A 21,315-nucleotide genomic window follows, 5' to 3' on the forward strand; every position below is an offset into this window, starting at 1 on the left:
CAGGTCGGCACGATCTCCGCCAATGGCGACAAGGAGATCGGCGAGATGATCGCCCACGCCATGCAGAAGGTGGGCAACGAGGGCGTGATCACGGTCGAGGAGGCCAAGACGGCCGAGACCGAACTCGACGTCGTCGAGGGCATGCAGTTCGACCGCGGCTACCTGTCCCCGTACTTCATCACGAACGCGGAGAAGATGGTCGCCGAGCTTGAGGACCCCTACATCCTCATCCACGAGAAGAAGCTGTCCTCGCTCCAGGCGATGCTGCCGGTGCTCGAGGCCGTGGTCCAGACCGGCAAGCCGCTCCTGATCATCGCCGAGGACATCGAGGGCGAGGCCCTGGCGACCCTGGTGGTGAACAAGCTGCGCGGCGGCCTGAAGGTCGCGGCCGTGAAGGCGCCGGGCTTCGGTGATCGCCGCAAGGCGATGCTCGAGGACATCGCGATCCTGACCAAGGGCCAGATGATCGCCGAGGATCTCGGGATCAAGCTGGAGAACGTGACGCTCCCGATGCTCGGCCGYGCCAAGCGCGTGCGGATCGAGAAGGAGAACACCACGATCATCGACGGCGYCGGCGAGAAGTCCGACATCGAGGGCCGCATCTCGCAGATCAAGGCGCAGATCGAGGAGACCACCTCGGACTACGACCGTGAGAAGCTGCAGGAGCGTCTGGCCAAGCTCGCGGGCGGCGTCGCGGTGATCCGCGTCGGCGGCGCGACCGAGGTCGAGGTCAAGGAGAAGAAGGACCGCGTCGATGACGCCCTCAACGCCACCCGCGCGGCGGTCGAGGAAGGCATCGTCCCGGGCGGCGGCACCGCGCTGCTGCGCGCCAAGAAGGCGGTCGCCGAGCTGAAGTCCGACATTCCGGACGTCCAGGCCGGCATCAAGATCGTCCTCAAGGCCCTCGAGGCCCCGCTGCGCCAGATCGCCCAGAACGCGGGCGTGGAAGGCTCGATCGTGGTCGGCAAGATCACCGACAACACCTCCTCGGAGACCTACGGCTTCAACGCCCAGACCGAAGAGTATGTCGACATGATCCAGGCCGGCATCGTCGACCCGGCCAAGGTCGTGCGTACCGCCCTCCAGGACGCGGCCTCGGTCGCCGGCCTGCTGGTGACCACCGAGGCGATGGTGGCCGACGCGCCGAAGAAGGACAGCGGCGCTCCCCCGATGCCGGGCGGTGGCGGCATGGGCGGCATGGACTTCTAAGGTCCACGCCAACCACCTGTCGGAAGAGGAAGGGGGTCGCCGAAGGGCGGCCCCTTTTCTTTTCTCGAAGCGGCGCTTCCCCGCGCGGCTCGGACGGAGGAACGGCTGGCGACGGCGCTTCGGCGCGCCTGGATGGGGCAGCAGCGGAGGTATGCCCGATGCGCTCCCTCACCCCGAACGGACGGTCCAAGTTTTGGCCAAGGTCAGGCGCCCGACGGTGTCGTGCTTGGGAGCGTCTGCACCCGTCTCGATGAAGGCCACGATCCAGTCATGGAATGCCTGGTGATCCGACGGATCGTGATCGGCGGCTGGGTATTCAGTCTTCGCGTGGGACTGCCGCGTTTTTAGCGGAAAGCGGAGGGCCAGCGTTCATCCTGAGTTAGGCTTGCCGGCGGCGGCCAGCGCACGCCGGGGCGCAGGCGGCGCCTCAGGATCTGCGTCAGGACGGTGAACGCGCAGCGCGGGCGTGCGAAGCTGCGTCGCCTCGTCAATCGCACTTATCCGTATCGCGTTGCCGGCAGTCTGACGGGGTCGATGCCGCGACTCCTACAGCGTGTGCGCGCTCGGGCATCGGGCTCGATGACCGTGTTTCCCCGAGCAGCAGATCTTCGCCCCCGGCTCAAACCGTCATCGTGAGCGCAGAGTAGCGACCCCGGGTTGGCGCAGGCGCACGCGGCGGGTCTACTCCGAATCCGGAACGCCTCGCTGCCCTCGCATCGATGGTCGTCCGAGCAGTGGGACGCATCCTTCACTGCTGACGGCCAGAAGCGTGGACGACAAATGAAAAACGGGACGGCTCACGCCGTCCCGTTCAGGGGCCTATCTATCGGCCAAGGAAGATCGAAGCCAGTCGCTGGAGCAGGCCCCGCGGTGCGGGCGGAGGCTCACTCTGCCCAGGACCGTCCCCGATCTAAGCGTTGGCGGCGAAGGGGTGCTGCGCCGAGTTGCGCTGCTCGGTGACCGTCGAAGCCTTCGGCTCACCGTTGACGGCGCGCTGGATCGACAGCTTGGTCGCCTCGTAGTTGTACTTCTGGATCTTGGCGTCGTCGGCCGCCTCCCAGTGGATGAACACGCCGACCAGGATGAACAGGTCGTCGGCCTCATCGGCCGGGATGATGCCCTCGGCCACCGCGTCCTGCACGGCCTTGGCAACGCCGTGCTGGGCCGGGCCGAACATCTGGACGGCCTGACGGGCGTCGTTGATGGTGACCTTGTTGAACATCAGGGTGTTCGGCTTGCACGGCAGGTTCGGCGCGATGACCGCGAGCAGGCTGGTGAAGCCGTGCTTGTTGTTCACGAGGCCGTTGCAGAAAGCCGTCTCGGCCGGCGAGCCGCGCGGTCCGATGATGAGGTCGATGTGGGCAACCTCGTTGCCGTCGCCGACGAGCGCTTCGCCGACCTGAACCTTGGTGATCTTCGCCATTCGGTGTCTCTCCCTGGATTCCGAAATAAAGCCGCGCGCCGGGCGGTGCCGCGGCCGGGAAGCCATCCTTGTTATCGGCGCCCGACCATGCCGGCCGAGCCGGATGGGCCGAGCCGGTTGGGCCGGACAGCGCGGCGGACCCTACAGCGGGGTCCTGCGGCTCACAACCCGCGCAAGGCCCTGACGCGAAGGAATTTCCATCTGTCCGGCGCAGGGACGCCGGAACGTGCGTGCGGGTCAGGCCAGCCCTGCGCCGGCGGTGGCGAGGGCGTCCCAGAACAGTGTCGCGACCGTGAAATCCGCGCTCGTCCCCGGGTTGATGCCCCGCGCCTTCAGGGAGGCGTCGAGGACGAGGAGCGCCTCGACGGGCCTCCCGGCGAGATCGACCCCGGCGAGGACGGCCTCGGCTTCCTGGCGGATGCGTTCGGCCGCGTCCCGGCCGTGCTTGCGGGCGATGTGGCTGTCGGGAACCGTCCGCAGGTAGGCAAGGTGGATCGCGGTCGTGCACCAAGTCGGATCGAGCCCGCGGGCGCGGGCTTCCGTCAGGGCCTTCAGGCCGATCGCCGGCACATCGGCGAAACCGGTCACGTAGGCGCGGGCGATCCGATCGCGGTCCGCGGCTTCCGCCATCGCGTCGCGCAGGGACGCGGGCGCTGCGGCGGCGACGTCGTGGCGGCCGGCGCGGCCGAGACCGCCCGGATTGGCCAGGCGGATCGCCGCGAAGACGGCCTCCGCATCCGCGCCGTCGAGCGTGTCCACCACGGTCGCGACGGATGCGCCCCGCTCGGCCGCCGCCGCCAGGGGCGCGCAGAGGAGAAGGATGCCGAGATTGGTGTTCTGGCCCACCGCCGCCATCGTGGCGGCGACGCCGCCGCGGATCCGCGTCCCGACCCCGGCGCCCGCCTCGGCCAGGGCCGGCGCCGAGACGTCGGCGCTGGTCACGAAATCGTCCAGCACCATGCGGTGCCCCGGCGCATAGGCGTGGACGTTGCCGGGCTTGAGGGCGTCGAGTTCCGCGAGGCAGGCCGCCCGGTAGAGCGTGCCGATCGATGCGGGGTCGAGCCCGGTCATGCCACCACGAGCCGGGGACGGCTGGCACCGCGGACGGCGGCGAGGAAGCCGCGCACGACCGCGGCGGCGATGTCGGTCTCGCATACGGTCTGGAGGCCCGACCACGCCGGCATGGAATTGACCTCGAGGACCGAGAACCCGCCCTCCCCGTCCTCGATCAGGTCGACGCCGGAATAGTCGACGCCGACCGCGGCGGCCGCCGCCTCGGCCAGCTCGGCGGCGGCCCGCGGCATGGCCCAGGGAATCGGCCGGCCGCCGCGATGGACGTTGGTGATCCAGCCGTCGCCCTCGCGGATCATGCCGGCGATCGCCCGTCCGTCGCAGACGAACACCCGGTAGTCCCGCCACAGTCCGTCCCGGCGCGGGACGTAGCGCTGGAGGTAATAGACACGCGCCACGGCCTCCTCGTCGGGGAGGTCCTCCGGCCGTTCGATGAGGGCGAGCCCCTCGCCCTGCGAACCGAACAGCGGCTTCAGCACCAGGGGCGCGCCCGGCCGCGCCTCGGCGGCGACGAGGGATGCGGCCGCCTCACGCTTCGAGAAGACCCAGGTCGCGGGTGTCGGAAGCCCGGCCCGGTCGATGAGTAGCGAGGTGGCCGCCTTGTCCACCGAGCGCTCGATGGCGGTCGGCGCGTTCCAGACGGTGACACCCGCCGCTACCAGGGCGTGCAGCACGCCGAGCCGCATCGTCGTCGCCTCGAAGGTGCCGCCCGCGATGGTCCGCATCAGGACGCCGTCCGGAAGCGAATCCGGGAAGCCCGGCACCCGCAGCGGCTCGCCGCCGCCGGTTACGACGGCCACGTCGGCGAGGGAGAACAGCACCGGCTCGACGCTGCACGCGCGCAGGGCCGCGAGTAGGCGGGTCTTGTGCCAAGTGCCGTTATCGGCCGCGAGCCCGATGCGCATGGTCGTCCTGATCGTCATATGGAAGGCCCGCCTGCGGGGTGGGCCATGGGAACTGGCACGCTCCGGAACGGAGGGCGCTCCTGGAGCCTGAGCGGGACGGAAGGGCCGGCACCGTCCGTTCCGGGCCGATCCGATCCCTGCCCCCATCCTCTCCCGTGCGGGAGAGGATGCCGCTCGTGCACGCCCGGGCCGCCCTTCTGCTGCTCTCGCGCGCGATCACGGTCCGGAAGCCCGGTGGCGCCTCAGGTGAAGGACGCGTCCACCAGGGTCGGCTCCAGGCGCCCGCCGCGATAGGTGGCGCCGGTGCGCACCGACGTGACGATCGCTTCGGCCGGCGAGAACAGGGCGCCGTCGATCTTGTAGAAGTCGCCGTTCACCCGCCCGAAGATGTCGGCGAACGGCGCCCCGTGGTCGCTCGACGTGGTCGACGGCAGCTGCTCGGCGAGCTGCTTGGCGTCGGCATCGTCGGCATCCACGAACAGCTGCACCCGCCCGCCGTAGATGATCGCGTCGTTGGTACGGCCCATCGCCTTGATGAAGTCCGGGTGGGGCGGCGACAGCGGTGCCGAGCCGATCCCGTCCACGATGGCGTGCAGATCGAAGCCGACGGTATGGGCCTTGTGCAGGGCCACCTCGAGCACGCGGGCCACGACCTGGGTCGACCCCGCGAGGCTCTGCGTCGGCGCGTAGATGAAGGTCAGGTCCTCGGGCCGCAGGCCGGAGGCCTCGGCGACCTTGGCGACCACGCTGTCGGGAGGGCCGCCGGCCGCTTCCAGCACCAGGGCGGTCCGGGTGGCGGAGTCACGGAAGCCGAGTTCTTGGTAGAGATCCTCGACGGCCGCCACCGCCCGGCCCGGACCCGAGCCCAGGGCGAAGAAGCCGGAATCGCCCGTCTCGTCCGCGAGGCTCCAGCCCGCATACTGGCTGCCGAGGCAGGCCAGGACCGGGTCGGCGGAATGGACCGTCACCGAATACGGCCAGGACGCGATCGGCCCGCTCGGCGCGATGGTCACGGTGCCGAGCCCGCCGAGACAGATCTCGGCGATGCGCCGTCCGGCCTCGATCGACCCCTTCGCCTGCGCACCGGCATCGACCATCCGGGCGCCGCCGGCCGCCTGCGACACGGAGAGCCGCAGCGTCGCCGCGTCGGCCACGAAGCGCTCAATCAGCGGCGCCGCGAGCGCGTTGATGCTGGGATAGGATTGGCTGGCACTCATCACAGGGCTTCCTCGGGGTGTGTTGTCTTCGCCGCGCGGACGGCCCGCAGGCGCGCCATCCGCGTTTCCAACAGGGCGAGCACCTCCGCCCGGTCCGCGCCTTCGGCCAGCACCGTGCAGAGCGGCGCGTCGCGGCGGACCACCGAGCCGGGGCACGGGCGGTCGCGCACGTAGTCCGGCCAAGCGAGGTCCGGGACTGGCGCAAGCTCCCGGTCCGCGTAACAGATCTGCGCGGCCGCCGCATCCGCCGGTTGCGGGCCGGTCTCCGGCATGGGGCCCAGGCACGCCGCGATGTGGGCCGCGAACAGCGGGGTCGCGCGCCGGTCGAGGATGTCGAGCGTCGCGCCGGGGCGCGGATTGATCTCGGTGAGCCACCATTCGGCGCCATCAACCAGCAGGTCGGCGCTCGCGAGCCCCCGCAGCCCGGTCGCGGCAACGATCCGCTCGGTGCCGGCGGCGACCGCATCTACGAGCGCCGTGTCGAGGGCCGGAGCTTCGCCCAATCCGCGCGCCAGCGCCCCGGCGTAGCGGTAGGGCCGTATCGGAGACGGTGAACACCATTGCTCGGTGACGGCGAGGATGCGGAGGCTGCGGCCATCGGCCAGGAAGTTGAGGGCGTGCGGCCGACCGGGTACGCGGGACTGGAAGTAGTGTCCCCGCGGTGCGGACGCGTGTGTGGCCGGCCGGATGTGGCCGCCGCCGCTGCCCCCCGCCCGCTTCAGCAGCCAGCCTGACGGCGCCGCCGGCCGATCGACCGTGACGGCGGGATGCGGCACGTCGAGGCGCGCGCAGAGCGCCGCGAAGGCACGGGGATCTTTCAGGGTCGCGATGATGTCGGCCGAAGCCCCGATCAGACGATGCCGGGCGGCGAGACGCCCGACGAGGTCCGGCGCGTCTTCGAATCCGCTGCCCAGAACAAGCCCGACCGGCCGGCCGGCGGCGCTGGCGAGGTGGTCGAGGGCGGTCACCACCGCCTCCGCGGCCGGTGCGGACCCGAATCGGCCCGGCAGCGGGCGGTAAGCCTCGGACGCGGCCCGYGTGTCTGAGTCCCCGAACAGGTCGGCCACGTAGGGGCGAAGTCCGGCGCGGCGCGCCGCCTCGGCGAGGGCGCGCCCGGCCTGTGCGGCGATCAGGACCGGATCCGCCATCCGGGGTCGGTCCGGAACGGCCTAGCCGGCGATCTCCACCGCGAGCTCGTAGGCGTCGCGGAAATCGAGGCAGAGGGGCGTATCCGAGGCGAGCATCCGGTCGAACAGGCGCCGCTGCGTCTGATACTTGACGTTGCCGACCGCCAGCGCGCCGATGCCGACGCCCTTTCCGGTGGGCAGCGCCACGTCGACGGCGTTGACGTCGATCCCCGCGATGCCGGCCGGCGGCACAGCGTTGACGTCCGAGGCGACGAGGAGCTTCGGCGCCGATTCCAGATCCTCCGCGGTGAGGATCGGGATGCCCGCCGGTCCGGCGGAGAGGATCACATCCGCGTCGCGGATCGCGGCGCGGCGATCGTCCGGCGTCGTTCCGTCGACGGCGCCGACCTCGATGCCGAATCGCCACTTCATCGTGAAGGCGATCTTGGAGACCCGCTCCTCACCGTCGTGGCCGACCAGAACGGTGCTGGCGCCCTGAAGGGCACCGATCACGGCCGCCACGTAGGCGACGACGCCGGCACCGCCAAAGATGACGATGCGCTTGCCCTTAAGGTCGGTGTTGAACTTCTGACGCAGGACGCGTGAGACCTGCGCCACCATGGCGGCGCCGGTAGTGAACGAGCCGGCCGGGTCGGCGAAGACGTGGTTCACGAAGGGCGGAACGAAGGCCTTCTTGGCGCGGTCGACCATGTCGAGGGCGTCCTCGGCGTTCTTGCCGCCGATGAAGATGCCCGTCCGCGTCCCGTCTGCCGGCGAGCGGGAGAAGATCGAATCCTGGGTCAGCGAGACCACGTCGGCGAGGCTGACCTCCGCGTAGGTTACCACCGTCTCGAAGCCGGCATCCACGGCCATGTTCACGTCGAACGGGCTCATGTGCCGGAGCGGCGTCAGCATGTGGAGGATCGAGCGGGCCATGGAATCCTCATGCGGCGCGCGACAGAGGCGCCTGCCAACGTCCAAACCCGGAGCGGTGCTTCGGGTCAAGCCCGGGACCTCGGGCTCAGGTCAGTGCGGTTACCGATGCGCCGCGGTTCCGGCCCCGGGCGATGAGGAACCGGAGCGGGCCGCCCCGGTCGAGGCTGGCCACCAGCGCGCGGGCCTCGGCCTCGGACGGCACCAGCGCGAATCCGGTCGGTCCCCAGGACGACTGGCCGTACCCTACGACGCCCTGGGCGGCGACCTGGGCGAGCGCCTGTGCGACCGCGTCGCTGGCGAACCGGCCACCCTGGTGGGGCGCGAAATGGTCCCCGATCAGGGTCTGGATGCGGGTGATCCCGGCCCCGAACCCCTGCGGCTCGGCAAGGGCGACGGCGGGCAGGACCTGCATCAGCGCGATCCGGCAGATTTCCGCCGCGTGGGCCTCGGGAAACCGAGGCAGGTCACGGAACGCCTCGACCTCGCGGGCGCCGTGCACCCCGGCCGTGCTCGGGTCGAGGATCAGCACGATCCGCCACGCCTCGGGATAGGGCAGCCGCGCGATGACGGGGGGCGGTCCCCCGTCCGGCCCGCGGCCGCCGTCGACGATCAGGCCGCCCTGCGTGAAGGCACAGAGGCCGACGCCGGACCGGTTGCCCCGATCCAGGGAGGCCGCGAACGCGTCCGGCGCGAAGGGCGCGCCGTCGAGGCGCGCCATTGCGGCGGCCACGGCGAGCGCGAGCTGCGTGCCGGAGCCGAAACCGGCATGGGCCGGGATCACCCGCTCGACAGTGATCGACACGTCCGCGCCGTGTCCGAGATGCGCGGCGGCGGCGGCGACGTAACCGCGAACGCGGTCGGCCTCCGGCCCCGCCACCGTAGGGTCCGCCGCCCGGCGGGCGCTCAGGGCCAGGGACGGTGCGTCGATGGCGAGTCCGATGCTGCCGAAGCGGCGGCCTAGCCCTCCGTGCAGGTCCAGGAATCCGAAATGGAGCCGCGCCGGCGCCTCGACTCGCACGCTTTCGACCGCCGTCATCGCGTTCCGCTCGGGGACCTCGCCCAACTCAATGCCCTCGAATCCCGCCGGCAGGCCGCATGACCGGCGTGCTTGTCCCACGCCGCGCGCCGCCGGGGCAACGGGATCGTGAGGTTGAACGACGGGACCCCCTTGCCGCGGTGGGCGGATGAATGCAAACCTAGGTCCCGCGACGGCGCGCCGAGTTTGCCGCCTGCCTGGACTTCCCGGGCGGACGAGCCATTCCGATTCGGTGGGGAACCCTCTGGTCCGAGGGACACCCGCTTCGTCCGGTCTTACGGCCGTCGCCCGCTCCGAAATTAAGCAAGAACGTTGCGAGAGGGAGCATGGCAGCCTGGGTGAAGGGTGGCGCGACGGACGCGGGCACCGCCATCGAGGCGGCCGCATCCCTGCTCGCCAAGGCGCGCGCGCCGGTGATCGCCGGCCTCAGCGCCGACGTCGCCGCGATCCGCGCGGCTTACGATCTCGCGGGGCGCATCGGCGCCTCCGTGGATACGGCCGGATCGGCCGGGACCTATGCCGAACTCGGCTCGCTGAGCCGGGTCGGCGCCCTGACCTCGACACCCGCCGAAGCCGTCGGGCGCGCCGACGTGGTTCTGGCGGTGGGCGCCTCGGTCTGGCAGTCCCCGCTCCTGAAGCGTCTGATCGACGCGAAGCCCACGCGCGGCCGCGCCGCCGGATCGGATCGCGAGGTGCTGGCTATCGGCGCGAACGCCGCGGCGGCGCTGGCGTGGCCGGCCGACGGCGGGCTGCCGGAGGCCATCGGCGAGCTGCGCGCCTACGCCCGCGGGCACCTCGCGGGCGACGCGCTGCCTGGCCAGATCGCCGCCCGGCTCGCCGCCGCCCGGTACGGCGTCCTCCTTTACGATCCCGCCGAACTCGGCGAAGTCGGCGTCGAGATGCTCCAGGGACTCGCCATGGAGCTGAGCGAGACGACGCGCTGCTTCACCCTCGCGGTCGGCGGTGTGGGTCAGGACCGGGCCGTCGTGCCGGTCTCGGCCTGGACGACCGGACAGGCACCGCGGAGCGGTTTCGGCCGCCGCGTTCCCGAGCACGATCCCTGGCGGTTCGACGCCGCCCGCCAGGTCGCCGCGGGCGAGGCCGACGCCGTCCTGTGGCTCGGCGCCGTCCCGGTGGCGCGGCCGGACTGGCTCTCCGCGGTGCCTTCCGTGGCGCTGGTCGCGGATGGCGCGGCCCAGGCTGCCGACGTCGTGATCCTGGTCGGCCAGCCCGGCCGCGACCACGGCGGCGTGTTGTGGAACGAGCCGCGCGCCGCGCTGACTTTCCGGCCGGCCTCGGCGCCGTCGGATCTGCCGTCGGCCGCATCGGTGCTGGGTGCCCTCAAGGAGCGCCTGGTCACGAGGCAGGCCGCGTCGAGGAGTGACTCCGCATGTTGAGCGTGATCCGGGGCGGGCGCGTCGTCGATCCGACCGCGTCCCGCGATTCCGTCGGCGACGTCTGGATCGAGGACGGACGCGTCATCGATCCGCCGGGGCGCGAGCCCGATGCGGTGATCGACGCCGCGGGCTGCGTGGTCATGGCCGGCGGCGTCGAGGTGCACTCGCACATCGCCGGCGGCAACGTGATCACCTCGCGGCTGCTCCTGCCCGACCTCTACGTCAGCGAGGCTGCGCCCGACGGCCATCCCTTCGCCCATGCGGGCGGGGCGGCGGCCTGGATCGGCTCGACCTACGCGCGGATGGGCTACACCACGGCCGTCGAGCCGGCGATGCCGCCGACCCACGCGCTCGGCACGCAGCTCGAACTCGCCGACATCCCGCTGCTCGACCGCGGCGCCCTGACCGTGATGGGCAACGATGATCAGCTCCTCCAGCTGCTTCGCGAGCGCCAGGGTGGGAATGCCGTGCGCGACCTCGTCGCCCTGTCGGTCGCGCAGTCGCGCGGGCTGGGCGTCAAGTGCATCAACGCGGGCGGCGCCTCGGCCTTCAAGGACGGCGCCCTCCGGCTCTCGCTGGACGACGAGATCCCCTGCTACGGTCTCTCGACCCGGCAGATCATGGGCTCGCTCCTCGACGCGGTGGAAGAGATCGGCGTCCCGCACCCGCTCCACGTCCACTGCAACAACCTGGGGCTTCCCGGGGGCGACGACAGCTTCATGGCGACGCTGGATGCGGCGGAAGGCCGGCGCATCCACTTCGCCCATGCTCAGTTCTACGCCTACGGCGCGGTCGATCCGGCCAATCCCGGAACCGGCGGCTTCCGCTCGGCCGCCGAGCGCATTGCCCAGGCGATCACCGACAACCCGAACGCCACCCTCGATATCGGGCAGGTGGTGTTCGGTCAGACCGTGACGGTGTCCCTCGACATCCTCCGCCAGTTCGCGGGCCGGAAGGGCGCCAAGCCGAAGAAGTGGGTCCTGAACGCGGGCGACGCCGAGGGCGGCGGCGTGGTGCCGTTCCTGTACCGGCCCCGGGGCCCGACCAGCTCCCTGCAATGGGCGATCGGCCTGGAGATCATGCTGCTCTCCACCGACCCGGAGCGCACGATCCTGACGACGGACCACCCGAACGGCGGTCCGTTCACCCAGTACCCGCGCATCATCCACCTGCTGATGGACAAGGCGGAGCGCGACCGCGAGATCGCGACGCTGCCGAGCGTCGTGGGCGAACGCTCGAGCCTCCCCGGGCTGGAGCGCGAGTACACGCTCTCGGAGATCGCGCAGCTCACCCGTTCCGGACCGGCGAAGCTCCTCGGTCTCGCCGACCGTGGCCACCTGCGGGCGGGCGCCCGGGCCGACGTGGCGGTCTACCGGGACGACACCGACCGCACCGCGATGTTCACCGCCGCCAAGCTCGTCCTGAAGGACGGCGTGCCGATCGTGGAGGACGGCGAGGTGGTCGAGTGGCGTACCGGCCGCACGCTGTCGCTCACCGTCGAGTCCGACAAGGCCATGGCGAAGCGGGCCGACGCCTACCTGACGGAACGGTTCGGCGAGGGGCTCGACAGTTTCGCCGTGCCCGACGCGGCCTTCGGCGAGGGCACGCAGAACTTCGAGGCGGTGCCATGCCGGGTGTGAACAGCGGGGCGAGCCGCGGGAAGAACGATGTCTGACCTCACCCTCAACGGCATCCCGGTGGTCGACACCTTCGCGGAGGCGTTCGATGTGGCCGGGACCGCCATCATCGTCACGAACGACACCGCCAAGTGGGCGATGATCGCCGCGACCACGATGACCGGCTTCGCCACCTCGGTGATCGGCTGCGGCGCCGAGGCCGGCATCGACGCGGAGCTGTCCCCGGAGGAGACTCCGGATGGGCGCCCGGGCGTGCGCATCCTCCTGTTCGGCTTCGAGCCGAACGGCCTCAAGGAGCAGCTGATCAAGCGCGTCGGCCAGTGCATCCTCACCTGCCCGGGCACCGCCTGCTACGCGGGCGTCGACGGGCCGACCAAGATCAAGCTCGGCGGCGCGATCCGCTATTTCGGCGACGGCTTCGCGGTGGCCAAGCGCCTGCCCGACGCCTCCGGCAAGGCGCGGCGCTACTGGCGCATCCCGGTCATGGACGGCGAGTTCCTGTGCGAGGACACGGTCCGGGCCGTGGACGGCGCGGTCGGCGGCGGCAACCTGCTGTTCCTCGGGCGCACCCATGCCGAGACGCTCAAGGTTGCCGAGATCGCCGTCGAGGCAGCCAAGGCGGTCCCCGGTGCGATCCTGCCGTTCCCCGGCGGCATCGTCCGCTCCGGCTCGAAGGTCGGCGGACGGACGAAGGGCATGATGGCCTCCACCAACGATGCCTATTGCCCGACCCTGAAGGGCCGCTCCGGCTCGGCGCTTCCCCCCGATTGCGGCGTGGTACTGGAGATCGTCATCGACGCCCTGACCTCTCAGGGCGTGTCCGACTCGATGCGCGCGGGCCTGCACGCCGCGACCGAGATCGGCGGCAAGCACGGGCTGATCGCCGTCACCGCCGGCAATTACGGCGGCAATCTCGGCCGCCACCACTATCACCTGCGCGACCTGATCGCGCGCGACGACGCCAAGCCGGAGGGCTGAGCCGTGAGCACCCTCACCCTGCGCCAAGCGCCCCCCGAGCGGCTGGATTTCCTCGCCATCAACCCAGTGGCGCTGAGCCGTCTCTCGGCCGGCGATGCCGAACGCCTGGAGGTCGGGACCACGCGGACCGGCGTGCGCCTCGGCGACTGCTTTTCCGTCTCCCTCGACGGGTCCGACACCCTCACCATCGAGGGGGGGCACGAGCGCCTGGACCGGGTCGGTGCCGGCCTGTCCGAAGGCGCGATCCGGGTCACGGGCGACGTCGGCCAGCGGGTCGGCGCCGGCATGGCCGGCGGCAGCGTGACGGTCTCCGGCAATGCCGGTCCCTACGCGGCCTCCGGTGCCACCGGCGGCACGATCACCAWCGCGGGTGACGCCGGCGACCACGCCGGCGGCGCGGTCTACGCCGCCAAGGCGGGCCTCGACGGGGCGACACTGATCATCCGCGGCACGGCGGGCGCCCATCTCGGCGACAGGATGCGGCGCGGGACGATCGTGGCCGGCCGCGCGGGCGCCTACGCGGGCTCACGCATGATCGCCGGCACCCTGGCAGCCCTGGCGGTGGGCGATCATCCCGGCCTCGGCATGCGACGCGGGACGCTCCTCCTCGGCGCCCATGGCCGGATGGCGCCGACCTTCGTGGAGACCGGGGCGCACGACCTCGTGTTCCTGCGGCTGCTGGCGACGGCGCTGCGCGGGCTCAGCGCCGAGCACGCCGAACTCCTGGCGAAGCCGCTGCGCCGCTATTCCGGCGACCTCGCCACGATCGCCAAGGGTGAGATCTGGGTCGCGGCCTGACGCCGCCTGGGCAACGGGCGTGGACGCGCTCTATGGTCTGCCCCAAGCCGGCCCGTTCGAGGCCGGCAGCCCGGAAACGCGCCCATGCTGCTGCTGCTGTCGATCTGCCTCGTCGCCCAGCCCTCGACCTGCCGCGAGGACCGGATCGAGATGTCGTTCGAGACATCGAGCCCGTTCGTGTGCCTGCGCAACTCGCAGAGCGCGCTGGCGACCTGGCAGGCCGCGCATCCCGAATGGCATGTCGAGCGCTGGCGCTGCGCGGCCAAGGGCAGCCTGCCGAAGGATCTGTGACGGCACCTTGGTTTCGGGACCGGGCGGTGCCATGCTCGTCCCGGGATTGAGAGCGGGGCAGGTCCGATGCGCTCGCTGAAGGTCCGCTTCGCGCTGCTGCTGGGGGGCACCGCCATCGTGGTGATGCTGGCCGCCGCCGCCGCCCTCGCGGCGATCGGCGCCGCGGAGCGCACCGTCGACCGCACCCTGGAGGCGCAGCGGCGCCTGGAACTGCTGGCCGAATTGTCCGGCCGCCTCACGCAGTTCGGGCTGGCGGCCGTCGAGACGGTTGGCAATCCGGATGGTCAGCCCGAGGCGATGGCGATCGCCCGCGACAATGCCGACCGCGCGCTGACGACCGTGGACGAGGCGCTCGCCAAGAGCTTCCCGCCGAGCGACGACCCGGCCGACCGGATGCAGTACGCGGCGCGCACCCGACCGATGGCGCAGCTTCGGGCTGCCCGTGTCGTCCTGGACCGGCAGGTGGCGCTGATCAGCCGCCAGACCGACTCGGAGCGGCGGCAGGACGCGATCAAGGGCGCCCTCAACGGCTTCGGCGCCATGACCGGTCAGCCGCTCTCCTTCCTGATCGAGGCCGAGCGGCGCAGCATGGCACTCGGCTCCGAACAGGCGCGGGCGCTGTCCGCACGCCTGCGCCTCGCCGCCGCCTCCGCCGTGGCGGCGGCCCTGGTCCTGCTGGCGATCCTCTACCGTGGCGTGACCCGACCGACGCTGGCACGGATCGAGGAGGTCCGGCGCGCCGCGAGCGCCATTGGCCACGGCGCCCTCGACACGCGCCTCTCGGTGGCGACCCGCGACGAACTCGGTCTGCTGATGACCAACGTCAACCGCATGGCCGCTCGCCTCGCCCGGCGGGAATCGCGGGTTGCGGCCGATCGGGCCGCGCTGGAGGATACCGTGGCGGCGCGCACCGCCGACCTGCGGGCCGCCAACGCCCGGCTGGAAGCCGTCGACCAGTCACGGCGCCGCTTCTTCGCCGATGTCAGCCACGAGCTGCGCACGCCTTTGACGGTGATCTTGGGCGAGTGTGACCTGGCGCTGCGGGGCGCGTCCCGGGTGTCCGATCCGGGACCGGTCTTCGCCACCATCAAGAAGCGGGCGCAGCGGCTGAAGCTGCGCGTCGAGGATCTGCTGCGGGTTGCCCGCTCCGAATCGGGCGAGATCGAGTTCGACAAGCGCCCCCTCGGCCTCGCGCTGGTCCTGTCGGAAGCGAGGGACAACATGGCCTCCGAAGCGGCGCGCCGCCGGGTCGACCTGACGCTGGATCCCGGCACGCGGGACGTAGAATGCATCGCCGACCGCGAGTGGATCCGCCAGACCGTCGAGAGCCTCGTCGACAACGCGATGCGCCACGCCACCGGTCTCACCCGGGTCGAGGTCGCCCTTGCGGCCGGCCCTGGACCGATCGGGCGGATTACCGTCACGGATGACGGCGCGGGCTTCGGCGCGTCGGAGGCCGAACTCTTCGAGCGCTTCCGGCGCGGTGCGGGCGCCGGCCCCGACGAGACCGGGTTCGGCATCGGCCTCGCCCTGGCGCGCTGGATCGTCGAGCAGCACGGCGGCACCATTCGGCTCGGCGCCGGGCCGGAGGGCCGCGGTGCCCGTGTCAGCCTGGACATCCCGGCTCTCGATCCGGCATGGGAGTCCGGCCCGGCCGGTGGCGCCGCCGGGGACGCGCAGGTTAGGGAGTCGGCCGCATGACGCGGATCCTGATCGTCGAGGACGACATCGACATCCGCGGCCTCCTGGCCCGGGGGCTCGAAGCCGAGGGGTTCGAGGTCGGGACCGCCGCCTGCGTCGACGAGGCGCTCAAGGCGGCGCACGATCCGGCACCCGGCGCCGTGCTCCTCGACATCAACCTCCCGGACGGGTCGGGCCACGACGTCTGCCGGTCCCTGCGGGAGGGCGGCTTCCCAGGGGCGATCCTCTTCCTCTCGGCACGAGACGAGATCCGGGACCGCGCCGAGGGGCTGGCGCTCGGCGCGGACGACTACATCATCAAGCCGTTCGAGTTCGACGAGCTGGTGGCGCGCCTGCGCACGCATCTCATGCGCCGCGAGCAGGCGGAGGCGCCGCGCTCGCGCGTCACCGTGGGCAAGTTGATGCTCGACATGGACACGCGACAAGCGAGTTGCGGAGACGCCAGTGCCCGACTCACGCCCCGCGAGGCCGAGCTTCTCGCGATGCTGATGGAGAATATCGGAAAGCCGGTCTCCCGAGCCGACATCTTCGACCGTCTCTGGGCAAGCCAGGGTGGGCTGTCGCTCAACGTGGTGGACGTCTATATCGGCTACCTGCGCTCGAAGATGGCCGATTTCGTCCGTTACGGCGGCCCCGGGCTGGTGACCGTGCGTGGTAAAGGATTCATGCTCGAGTTGCGTGGCCGCGATTTTAGACAGTGAGCCCTCTGTACTTAAGTCGCAGGCGCGCCCGTTTCTCGATGGTTTCCCGACGTTTAGAAAGTGTCTCACGAAAAATTTGGGAGGATCCGGCAACTTAGTGCTTGAAGCCTGGAGCTGAATCGTCGATACCTCTCCCGCGCCGGAAACGAGAGCGCCATCAGTGTCTTAGGGTCCTCTTAGGAACCGCGTGACGCTCGGTGAAGACATATCCTGAGGAGAAACACCATGAAGTGGGCTGCCCCGATCGTGTCCGAGATCTGCGTCGGCATGGAAGTGACGAGCTACGAGTCGGCCGAAATCGACACCTTCAACTGAGTTTCACGGGCCGGGGATCTCGGGAGCCGCACCATGCGCGTCGTGATCCTCGGTTCCGCGGCCGGCGGCGGCCTTCCCCAGTGGAATTGCCGCTGCCCCATCTGCGCCATGGCGCGGTCCGAGCCGGACCGGGTGCGGCCCCGGACCCAGTCGAGCATCGCGGTCTCCGCGGACGGGTCTGACTGGCTGCTCGTCAACGCATCGCCGGATATCCGGCAACAGCTTTTCGACAACCCCCAGATGCACCCGCGCGAAGGTCTGCGCCACTCGCCGATCCGCGCCGTGCTCCTGACGAACGGCGATGTCGATCACGTCGCAGGCCTTCTGACACTGCGCGAGGGCCAGCCCTACACGCTCTACGCCACCCGCGGCATCCTCGAGTCCGTGAACGCCAATCGCGTGTTCGACGTGATGGCCGACGGCGTCGTCGTCCGTCAGGCGGTCGGCATGGAGCAGCGTTTCGAGCCGCTTCCCGGTCTCTCCGTGACGCTCTTTCCGGTGCCGGGCAAGGTGCCCCTGTGGTTGGAGGATGAGACGATGGAGATCGGCGCCGAGACCGAGACGACGGTCGGCGCACTGATCGAGGCCGGCGGCCGTCGACTGGCCTACGTTCCGGGCTGCGCTCGCGTGACGGAGGGTCTGCGTGCGCGCATCGCCGGCGTGGATGCGCTGCTGTTCGACGGCACCGTCCTGCACGACGACGACATGATCCGCGCGGGCGTCGGCACGAAAACCGGGTGGCGCATGGGCCACGTGCCGATGCGCGGTGACAACGGATCGATCGATGCCCTCGCGATGGTGGAGATCGGGCGCCGCGTCTTCGTCCACATCAACAATACCAACCCGGTGCTCGTCGAGGGATCGCCGGAGCGGGCGGATGTCGAGGCGGCCGGCTGGACGGTGGCGCATGACGGACTGAGCTTGACGGTCTGAAACCGCGAAGCCTCGGGACTGCGGGTGATCCCGGAACCGGCGCCTTCGTGCGGAAACGCGAGCCGTCGCGGCCGCGGGGTTTGAAGGGCGCCATTCGGCGATCCGCATGCGCCCTGTGCCGCAGGCAACGGAGGCACGAACCGCCCCGTTGGCAGGGATCGACGGTTGGGTCCGCTCGCCGTCGGCACTATATCGTCCCTGAACCCGGACATTCGCCCCGCGGACGAGGGCGGGATCAGGATACAGGAAACGCGAGCCGAGAACGGAAGCCGGACACGCCATGAACGCAGTCTTCCCGACCCCCGATGCCGCCGACAGCCAGCGACTGCTGAGCCCCGAGGAGCTGGAGGCGGCGCTGCGCGACATCGGGGGGCGCCGCTACCACAACCTGCATCCGTTCCATCGCCTTCTGCACGACGGCAAGCTGTCGAAGGATCAGGTCCGGGCCTGGGCGCTCAACCGCTACTACTATCAGGCGATGATCCCGGTGAAGGACGCGGCGGTCCTGGCCCGGATGACCGACGCGTCGCTGCGGCGCATCTGGCGCCAGCGGATCGTCGACCACGACGGCGACCACGAGGGTGACGGCGGCATCGAGCGGTGGCTCAAGCTCGCTGAGGGCGTCGGCTTCGACCGCGACTACGTCCTGTCGACCCGCGGCATCCTCTCGGCCACGAAGTTCTCGGTGCAGGCCTATGTCCACTTCGTCTCGGAGAAGTCGCTCCTCGAGGCCGTCGCCTCGTCGCTGACCGAGATGTTCTCGCCGACGATCATCTCGGAGCGCGTTGCCGGGATGCTGAAGAACTACGAGTTCATCACCAAGGATACGCTGGCCTATTTCGACAAGCGTCTCACCCAGGCGCCCCGGGATGCCGATTTCGCACTCGATTACGTGAAGCAGCACGCGACGACGCCGGAGCTTCAGCGGCAGGCGATGGCGGCTCTGACGTTCAAGTGCAACGTCCTCTGGACGCAGCTCGACGCCCTGTATTTCGCCTACGTGGCACCCGGCATGGTTCCTCCCGACGCGTGGAAGCCGGGCGAAGGCTTGGTTGCGGAGGGGACGCAGGTCCGGGCGGGTGGTCTCGGCGGCAAGATCGCGCCCGGCGACCGCCCGCGTCTGCCGCGCGGCGTGCGGCTGCGCAACGATGAGACGCGCGGCAAGTATGTCCTCCTGGCCCCCGAGCGGACCTTCGACCTCGACGACAACGCGGTCGCGGTGCTCAAGCTTGTGGACGGCATGCGCAGCGTCGCCGACATCGCGGACGAACTGGGCAAGACCTACGCGGCCGATCCGCGTGCCATCGAGGTCGACATCCTCGCGATGCTCGACGGCCTCGCGGAGAAGCGGGTTCTCGAGCGATGAACGCCCTGACGCCGAACCGGCCCGCGGCGCCGGCCCCGGTGGGTCTGCTCGCAGAGCTGACCCATCGCTGCCCGCTCCGCTGCCCCTACTGTTCGAACCCGCTCGAGCTCGACCGCCGCTCCGGCGAGCTCGACACGGAGACGTGGCAGCGCGTGCTGCGGGAGGCTTCGGCGCTCGGCGTCCTCCACGTGCACCTCTCCGGTGGCGAGCCGACGGCCCGCAACGACATCGTCGAGATCACCAAGACCTGTGCGGATCTCGGTCTCTACTCGAATCTGATCACCTCCGGCGTCGGCGGCGCCCTCGCCAAGCTACAGGCGCTCTACGATGTCGGCCTCGACCACGTGCAGCTCTCGGTGCAGGGCGTCGACGCCCAGAATGCCGAGCGGATCGGCGGCCTGAAGAACGCCCAGCCGCAGAAATTCGAATTCGCCGCCAAGGTGGTGGATCTCGGGCTGCCGCTCACGCTGAATTCGGTGATCCACCGCGGCAATATCCACGAGGTCGCGGGCTTCATCGAACTCGCGGTGACGATGGGCGCCAAGCGCCTCGAGGTGGCGCATACGCAGTATTACGGCTGGGCCTACGTCAACCGCGCCGCCCTGATGCCCGACAAGGCGCAGGTGGACGAGTCGATCCGGATCGTCGAGGCGGCCCGGGAGCGGCTCAAGGGCCAGCTCGTCATCGACCTCGTGGTGCCGGACTACTACGCGAAGTATCCCAAGGCCTGTGCCGGCGGCTGGGGCCGCAAGCTGATGAACGTGACGCCCCAGGGCAAGGTCCTGCCCTGCCACGCCGCCGAGACGATCCCGGGTCTCGAGTTCTGGAACGTCAACGACCATTCGCTCAGCGCGATCTGGCAGGACTCGCCAGCCTTCACGGCTTATCGCGGGACCGACTGGATGCAGGAGCCCTGCCGCTCCTGCGACCGTCGGGAGAAGGATTGGGGCGGCTGCCGCTGCCAGGCCCTGGCGCTTGCCGGCGACGCCGCAGCCACGGATCCGGCGTGCTCGCTGTCCCCATTGCACGCCAAGGTCCGGGCGCTGGCCACCGAGGAGGCGGCCGAAAACCCGCCCGATTATGTCTACCGGACGATCGGCAGCAACGTCCGATCGCCGCTCAAGGAGGAAGTCCGCTCGTGAGAAACCTTGCCTCAGCGGCCATCGCGCTGGCGCTCGTTACGGGGCCGGCTCTGGCCGAAGACGCGCCGAAATCCGCCACCGTCACGCAGGCCAACGCGGCGGCCACGCCCTCCGCGGCCGATCTTCTGTTCGACCAGCCGCAGATGAAGAACACCGCTCCCGGCTCGACACTGACCTACGACTACCTGCGCCGCTCGGGCATCTCCAAGGGTCCGTTCGGGGCGCCTCTGGAGGATACGGTCACGCTGAAGGTCGAGCCCGGGAAGAGCGCCGAGGCGCGCGACATCAACGTCGTGATGTTCTCGGGTCTGAACCGGGTGCCGGCCGGGCCGTTCGAGGACATGGCAGGCAATCCGGTGGTGTCTCTGTTCCTCGAGAACCATCTCCGCGGCCTGGCCAAGGTGCTGGAGGCGAACCCGCGCTATCTCAAGCTCGCGATCCGCAAGGGTCTGCGCGAGAAGGCGGTGGTCACGCCCACGAAGGTGCGTTTCGGCGGCCAGGACGTCGACGGCTGGCGCGTGGTGACCAAGCCGTTCGCGGGCGACTCGATGGCCCAGCGCATGCGCGGCATGGACGACATGACCTACACCTTCGTCACCGCTCCGTCCGTCCCGGGCGAGATCGTCTCGATCGAGGCGACCTCGAAGAGCCCGGATGGCGGCGAACTGCTTGAGGAGAAGCTGAACTATGATCAGAAGGCTGGCTGAACGGGCTGCCCTGGCCGCCCTCGCCCTGACGCTGTCGGGCCTAGCCGGCTGGGCCGCCGAGGAGAACGACTATCCCACCGACGCCCGGGTGGATTACGTGTTCGGCTGCATGGCCGCCAACGGCCAGACCCGCGAGAGCCTGCAGAAATGCTCGTGCTCCCTCGACCAGCTCGCCGCGATCCTGCCCTACGACAAGTACGTCCAAGCGAGCACGATCCTGTCGATGCGACAGGGCGTCGGCAACCGGGCGAACGAGTTCAAGTCGACCAAGATCTTCGACGACAAGGTCGCGGATCTGCGCCGCGCCCAGGCCGAGGCCGAGATCCGCTGCTACCACGGCTGAGGCATGCCGCGAGGCCGGCGTTGCGCCGGCCTCGCGATTCGCGCACACCCGCTCCCGAACCGCTCTCGTGAACGGGACCCGC

At 70.5% G+C, this 21,315-nt stretch carries 21 protein-coding genes; 14 read left to right on the forward strand and 7 right to left on the reverse strand.

The genetic code is table 11. The features are described 5' to 3' along the window. Window positions 1-1,209 (forward strand): chaperonin GroEL (gene groL, locus ACXJKQ_RS14010; protein WP_457106339.1); only part of this gene is annotated, 1,209 nt, incomplete at its 5' end. A 910-nt stretch (window positions 1,210-2,119) separates the two neighbouring features. Here the strand turns inward: groL and fae are convergent. The 7 genes from fae to ACXJKQ_RS14045 form a co-directional block, all read right to left on the reverse strand. Next, on the reverse strand, window positions 2,120-2,632 hold the full coding sequence (gene fae, locus ACXJKQ_RS14015; protein ID WP_091713492.1) for a 5,6,7,8-tetrahydromethanopterin hydro-lyase: 513 nt from the start codon (window positions 2,630-2,632) through the stop codon (window positions 2,120-2,122). 237 nt (window positions 2,633-2,869) lie between these two features. Then, window positions 2,870-3,703: a triphosphoribosyl-dephospho-CoA synthase gene (locus tag ACXJKQ_RS14020; protein WP_457106340.1), complete on the reverse strand. Its 834-nt coding sequence runs from the start codon at window positions 3,701-3,703 to the stop codon at window positions 2,870-2,872. Further along, complete coding sequence (locus tag ACXJKQ_RS14025; RefSeq protein ID WP_457106410.1) at window positions 3,700-4,608, reverse strand: ATP-grasp domain-containing protein; 909 nt, start codon at window positions 4,606-4,608, stop codon at window positions 3,700-3,702. The genes ACXJKQ_RS14020 and ACXJKQ_RS14025 overlap by 4 nt, the downstream gene beginning before the upstream one ends. Before the next feature lie 242 nt (window positions 4,609-4,850). After that, window positions 4,851-5,825 carry a methenyltetrahydromethanopterin cyclohydrolase gene (gene mch / locus ACXJKQ_RS14030; RefSeq protein ID WP_457106341.1) on the reverse strand — a complete coding sequence of 325 codons (975 nt, stop codon included), beginning with the start codon at window positions 5,823-5,825 and terminating at the stop codon, window positions 4,851-4,853. After that, window positions 5,825-6,973, reverse strand: a complete 1,149-nt coding sequence (locus ACXJKQ_RS14035) for an ATP-grasp domain-containing protein (RefSeq protein ID WP_457106342.1) — start codon at window positions 6,971-6,973, stop codon at window positions 5,825-5,827. The genes mch and ACXJKQ_RS14035 overlap by 1 nt, the downstream gene beginning before the upstream one ends. 21 nt (window positions 6,974-6,994) lie before the next feature. Further along, window positions 6,995-7,888 (reverse strand): NAD(P)-dependent methylenetetrahydromethanopterin dehydrogenase, encoded by an 894-nt coding sequence (locus ACXJKQ_RS14040; RefSeq protein ID WP_457106343.1) that lies wholly within the window; start codon window positions 7,886-7,888, stop codon window positions 6,995-6,997. An 85-nt stretch (window positions 7,889-7,973) separates the two neighbouring features. Beyond that, window positions 7,974-8,951: a beta-ribofuranosylaminobenzene 5'-phosphate synthase family protein gene (locus ACXJKQ_RS14045; RefSeq protein ID WP_457106344.1), complete on the reverse strand. Its 978-nt coding sequence runs from the start codon at window positions 8,949-8,951 to the stop codon at window positions 7,974-7,976. Between the two features lie 299 nt (window positions 8,952-9,250). On the opposite strand from ACXJKQ_RS14045, the gene ACXJKQ_RS14050 reads away from it, so the two are divergent. From ACXJKQ_RS14050 to ACXJKQ_RS14110, 13 genes are all read left to right on the forward strand, one after another. Next, window positions 9,251-10,321: a formyltransferase gene (locus ACXJKQ_RS14050; protein WP_457106345.1), complete on the forward strand. Its 1,071-nt coding sequence runs from the start codon at window positions 9,251-9,253 to the stop codon at window positions 10,319-10,321. Continuing rightward, window positions 10,315-11,961 carry a formylmethanofuran dehydrogenase subunit A gene (locus tag ACXJKQ_RS14055; RefSeq protein WP_457106346.1) on the forward strand — a complete coding sequence of 549 codons (1,647 nt, stop codon included), beginning with the start codon at window positions 10,315-10,317 and terminating at the stop codon, window positions 11,959-11,961. Before ACXJKQ_RS14050 ends, ACXJKQ_RS14055 begins: the two co-directional genes overlap by 7 nt. Before the next feature lie 27 nt (window positions 11,962-11,988). Further along, entirely contained in the window at window positions 11,989-12,936 is a 948-nt protein-coding gene (fhcD, locus tag ACXJKQ_RS14060) for a formylmethanofuran--tetrahydromethanopterin N-formyltransferase (RefSeq protein ID WP_457106347.1), read from the forward strand. A gap of 3 nt (window positions 12,937-12,939) precedes the next feature. Further along, window positions 12,940-13,734: a formylmethanofuran dehydrogenase subunit C gene (locus ACXJKQ_RS14065; RefSeq protein WP_457106348.1), complete on the forward strand. Its 795-nt coding sequence runs from the start codon at window positions 12,940-12,942 to the stop codon at window positions 13,732-13,734. 84 nt (window positions 13,735-13,818) lie between these two features. After that, window positions 13,819-14,025, forward strand: coding sequence for a hypothetical protein (locus ACXJKQ_RS14070; RefSeq protein ID WP_457106349.1), 207 nt, complete (start codon window positions 13,819-13,821; stop codon window positions 14,023-14,025). Window positions 14,026-14,091: 66 nt separating this feature from the next. Beyond that, window positions 14,092-15,726 (forward strand): ATP-binding protein, encoded by a 1,635-nt coding sequence (locus tag ACXJKQ_RS14075; protein ID WP_457106350.1) that lies wholly within the window; start codon window positions 14,092-14,094, stop codon window positions 15,724-15,726. Next, window positions 15,723-16,427 carry a response regulator transcription factor gene (locus tag ACXJKQ_RS14080; RefSeq protein ID WP_457106351.1) on the forward strand — a complete coding sequence of 235 codons (705 nt, stop codon included), beginning with the start codon at window positions 15,723-15,725 and terminating at the stop codon, window positions 16,425-16,427. Before ACXJKQ_RS14075 ends, ACXJKQ_RS14080 begins: the two co-directional genes overlap by 4 nt. Before the next feature lie 225 nt (window positions 16,428-16,652). Further along, a complete protein-coding gene (pqqA, locus tag ACXJKQ_RS14085; RefSeq protein WP_012317526.1) occupies window positions 16,653-16,742 on the forward strand; it encodes a pyrroloquinoline quinone precursor peptide PqqA in 90 nt (29 codons plus the stop codon). A 33-nt stretch (window positions 16,743-16,775) separates the two neighbouring features. Beyond that, window positions 16,776-17,675 carry a pyrroloquinoline quinone biosynthesis protein PqqB gene (gene pqqB, locus ACXJKQ_RS14090; protein WP_457106352.1) on the forward strand — a complete coding sequence of 300 codons (900 nt, stop codon included), beginning with the start codon at window positions 16,776-16,778 and terminating at the stop codon, window positions 17,673-17,675. A gap of 280 nt (window positions 17,676-17,955) precedes the next feature. Continuing rightward, the gene (gene pqqC, locus ACXJKQ_RS14095) at window positions 17,956-19,041 is read left to right on the forward strand and encodes a pyrroloquinoline-quinone synthase PqqC (RefSeq protein WP_457106353.1); all 1,086 of its coding nucleotides are present in this window, start codon (window positions 17,956-17,958) and stop codon (window positions 19,039-19,041) included. Continuing rightward, entirely contained in the window at window positions 19,038-20,183 is a 1,146-nt protein-coding gene (pqqE, locus tag ACXJKQ_RS14100; protein ID WP_457106354.1) for a pyrroloquinoline quinone biosynthesis protein PqqE, read from the forward strand. Before pqqC ends, pqqE begins: the two co-directional genes overlap by 4 nt. Further along, the gene (locus ACXJKQ_RS14105) at window positions 20,180-20,890 is read left to right on the forward strand and encodes a hypothetical protein (protein ID WP_457106355.1); all 711 of its coding nucleotides are present in this window, start codon (window positions 20,180-20,182) and stop codon (window positions 20,888-20,890) included. Before pqqE ends, ACXJKQ_RS14105 begins: the two co-directional genes overlap by 4 nt. Further along, the gene (locus tag ACXJKQ_RS14110) at window positions 20,871-21,233 is read left to right on the forward strand and encodes a hypothetical protein (RefSeq protein ID WP_457106356.1); all 363 of its coding nucleotides are present in this window, start codon (window positions 20,871-20,873) and stop codon (window positions 21,231-21,233) included. Before ACXJKQ_RS14105 ends, ACXJKQ_RS14110 begins: the two co-directional genes overlap by 20 nt. The last annotated feature ends 82 nt before the right edge of the window (window positions 21,234-21,315 follow it).

This window comes from Methylobacterium sp. P5_C11, assembly GCF_054049775.1.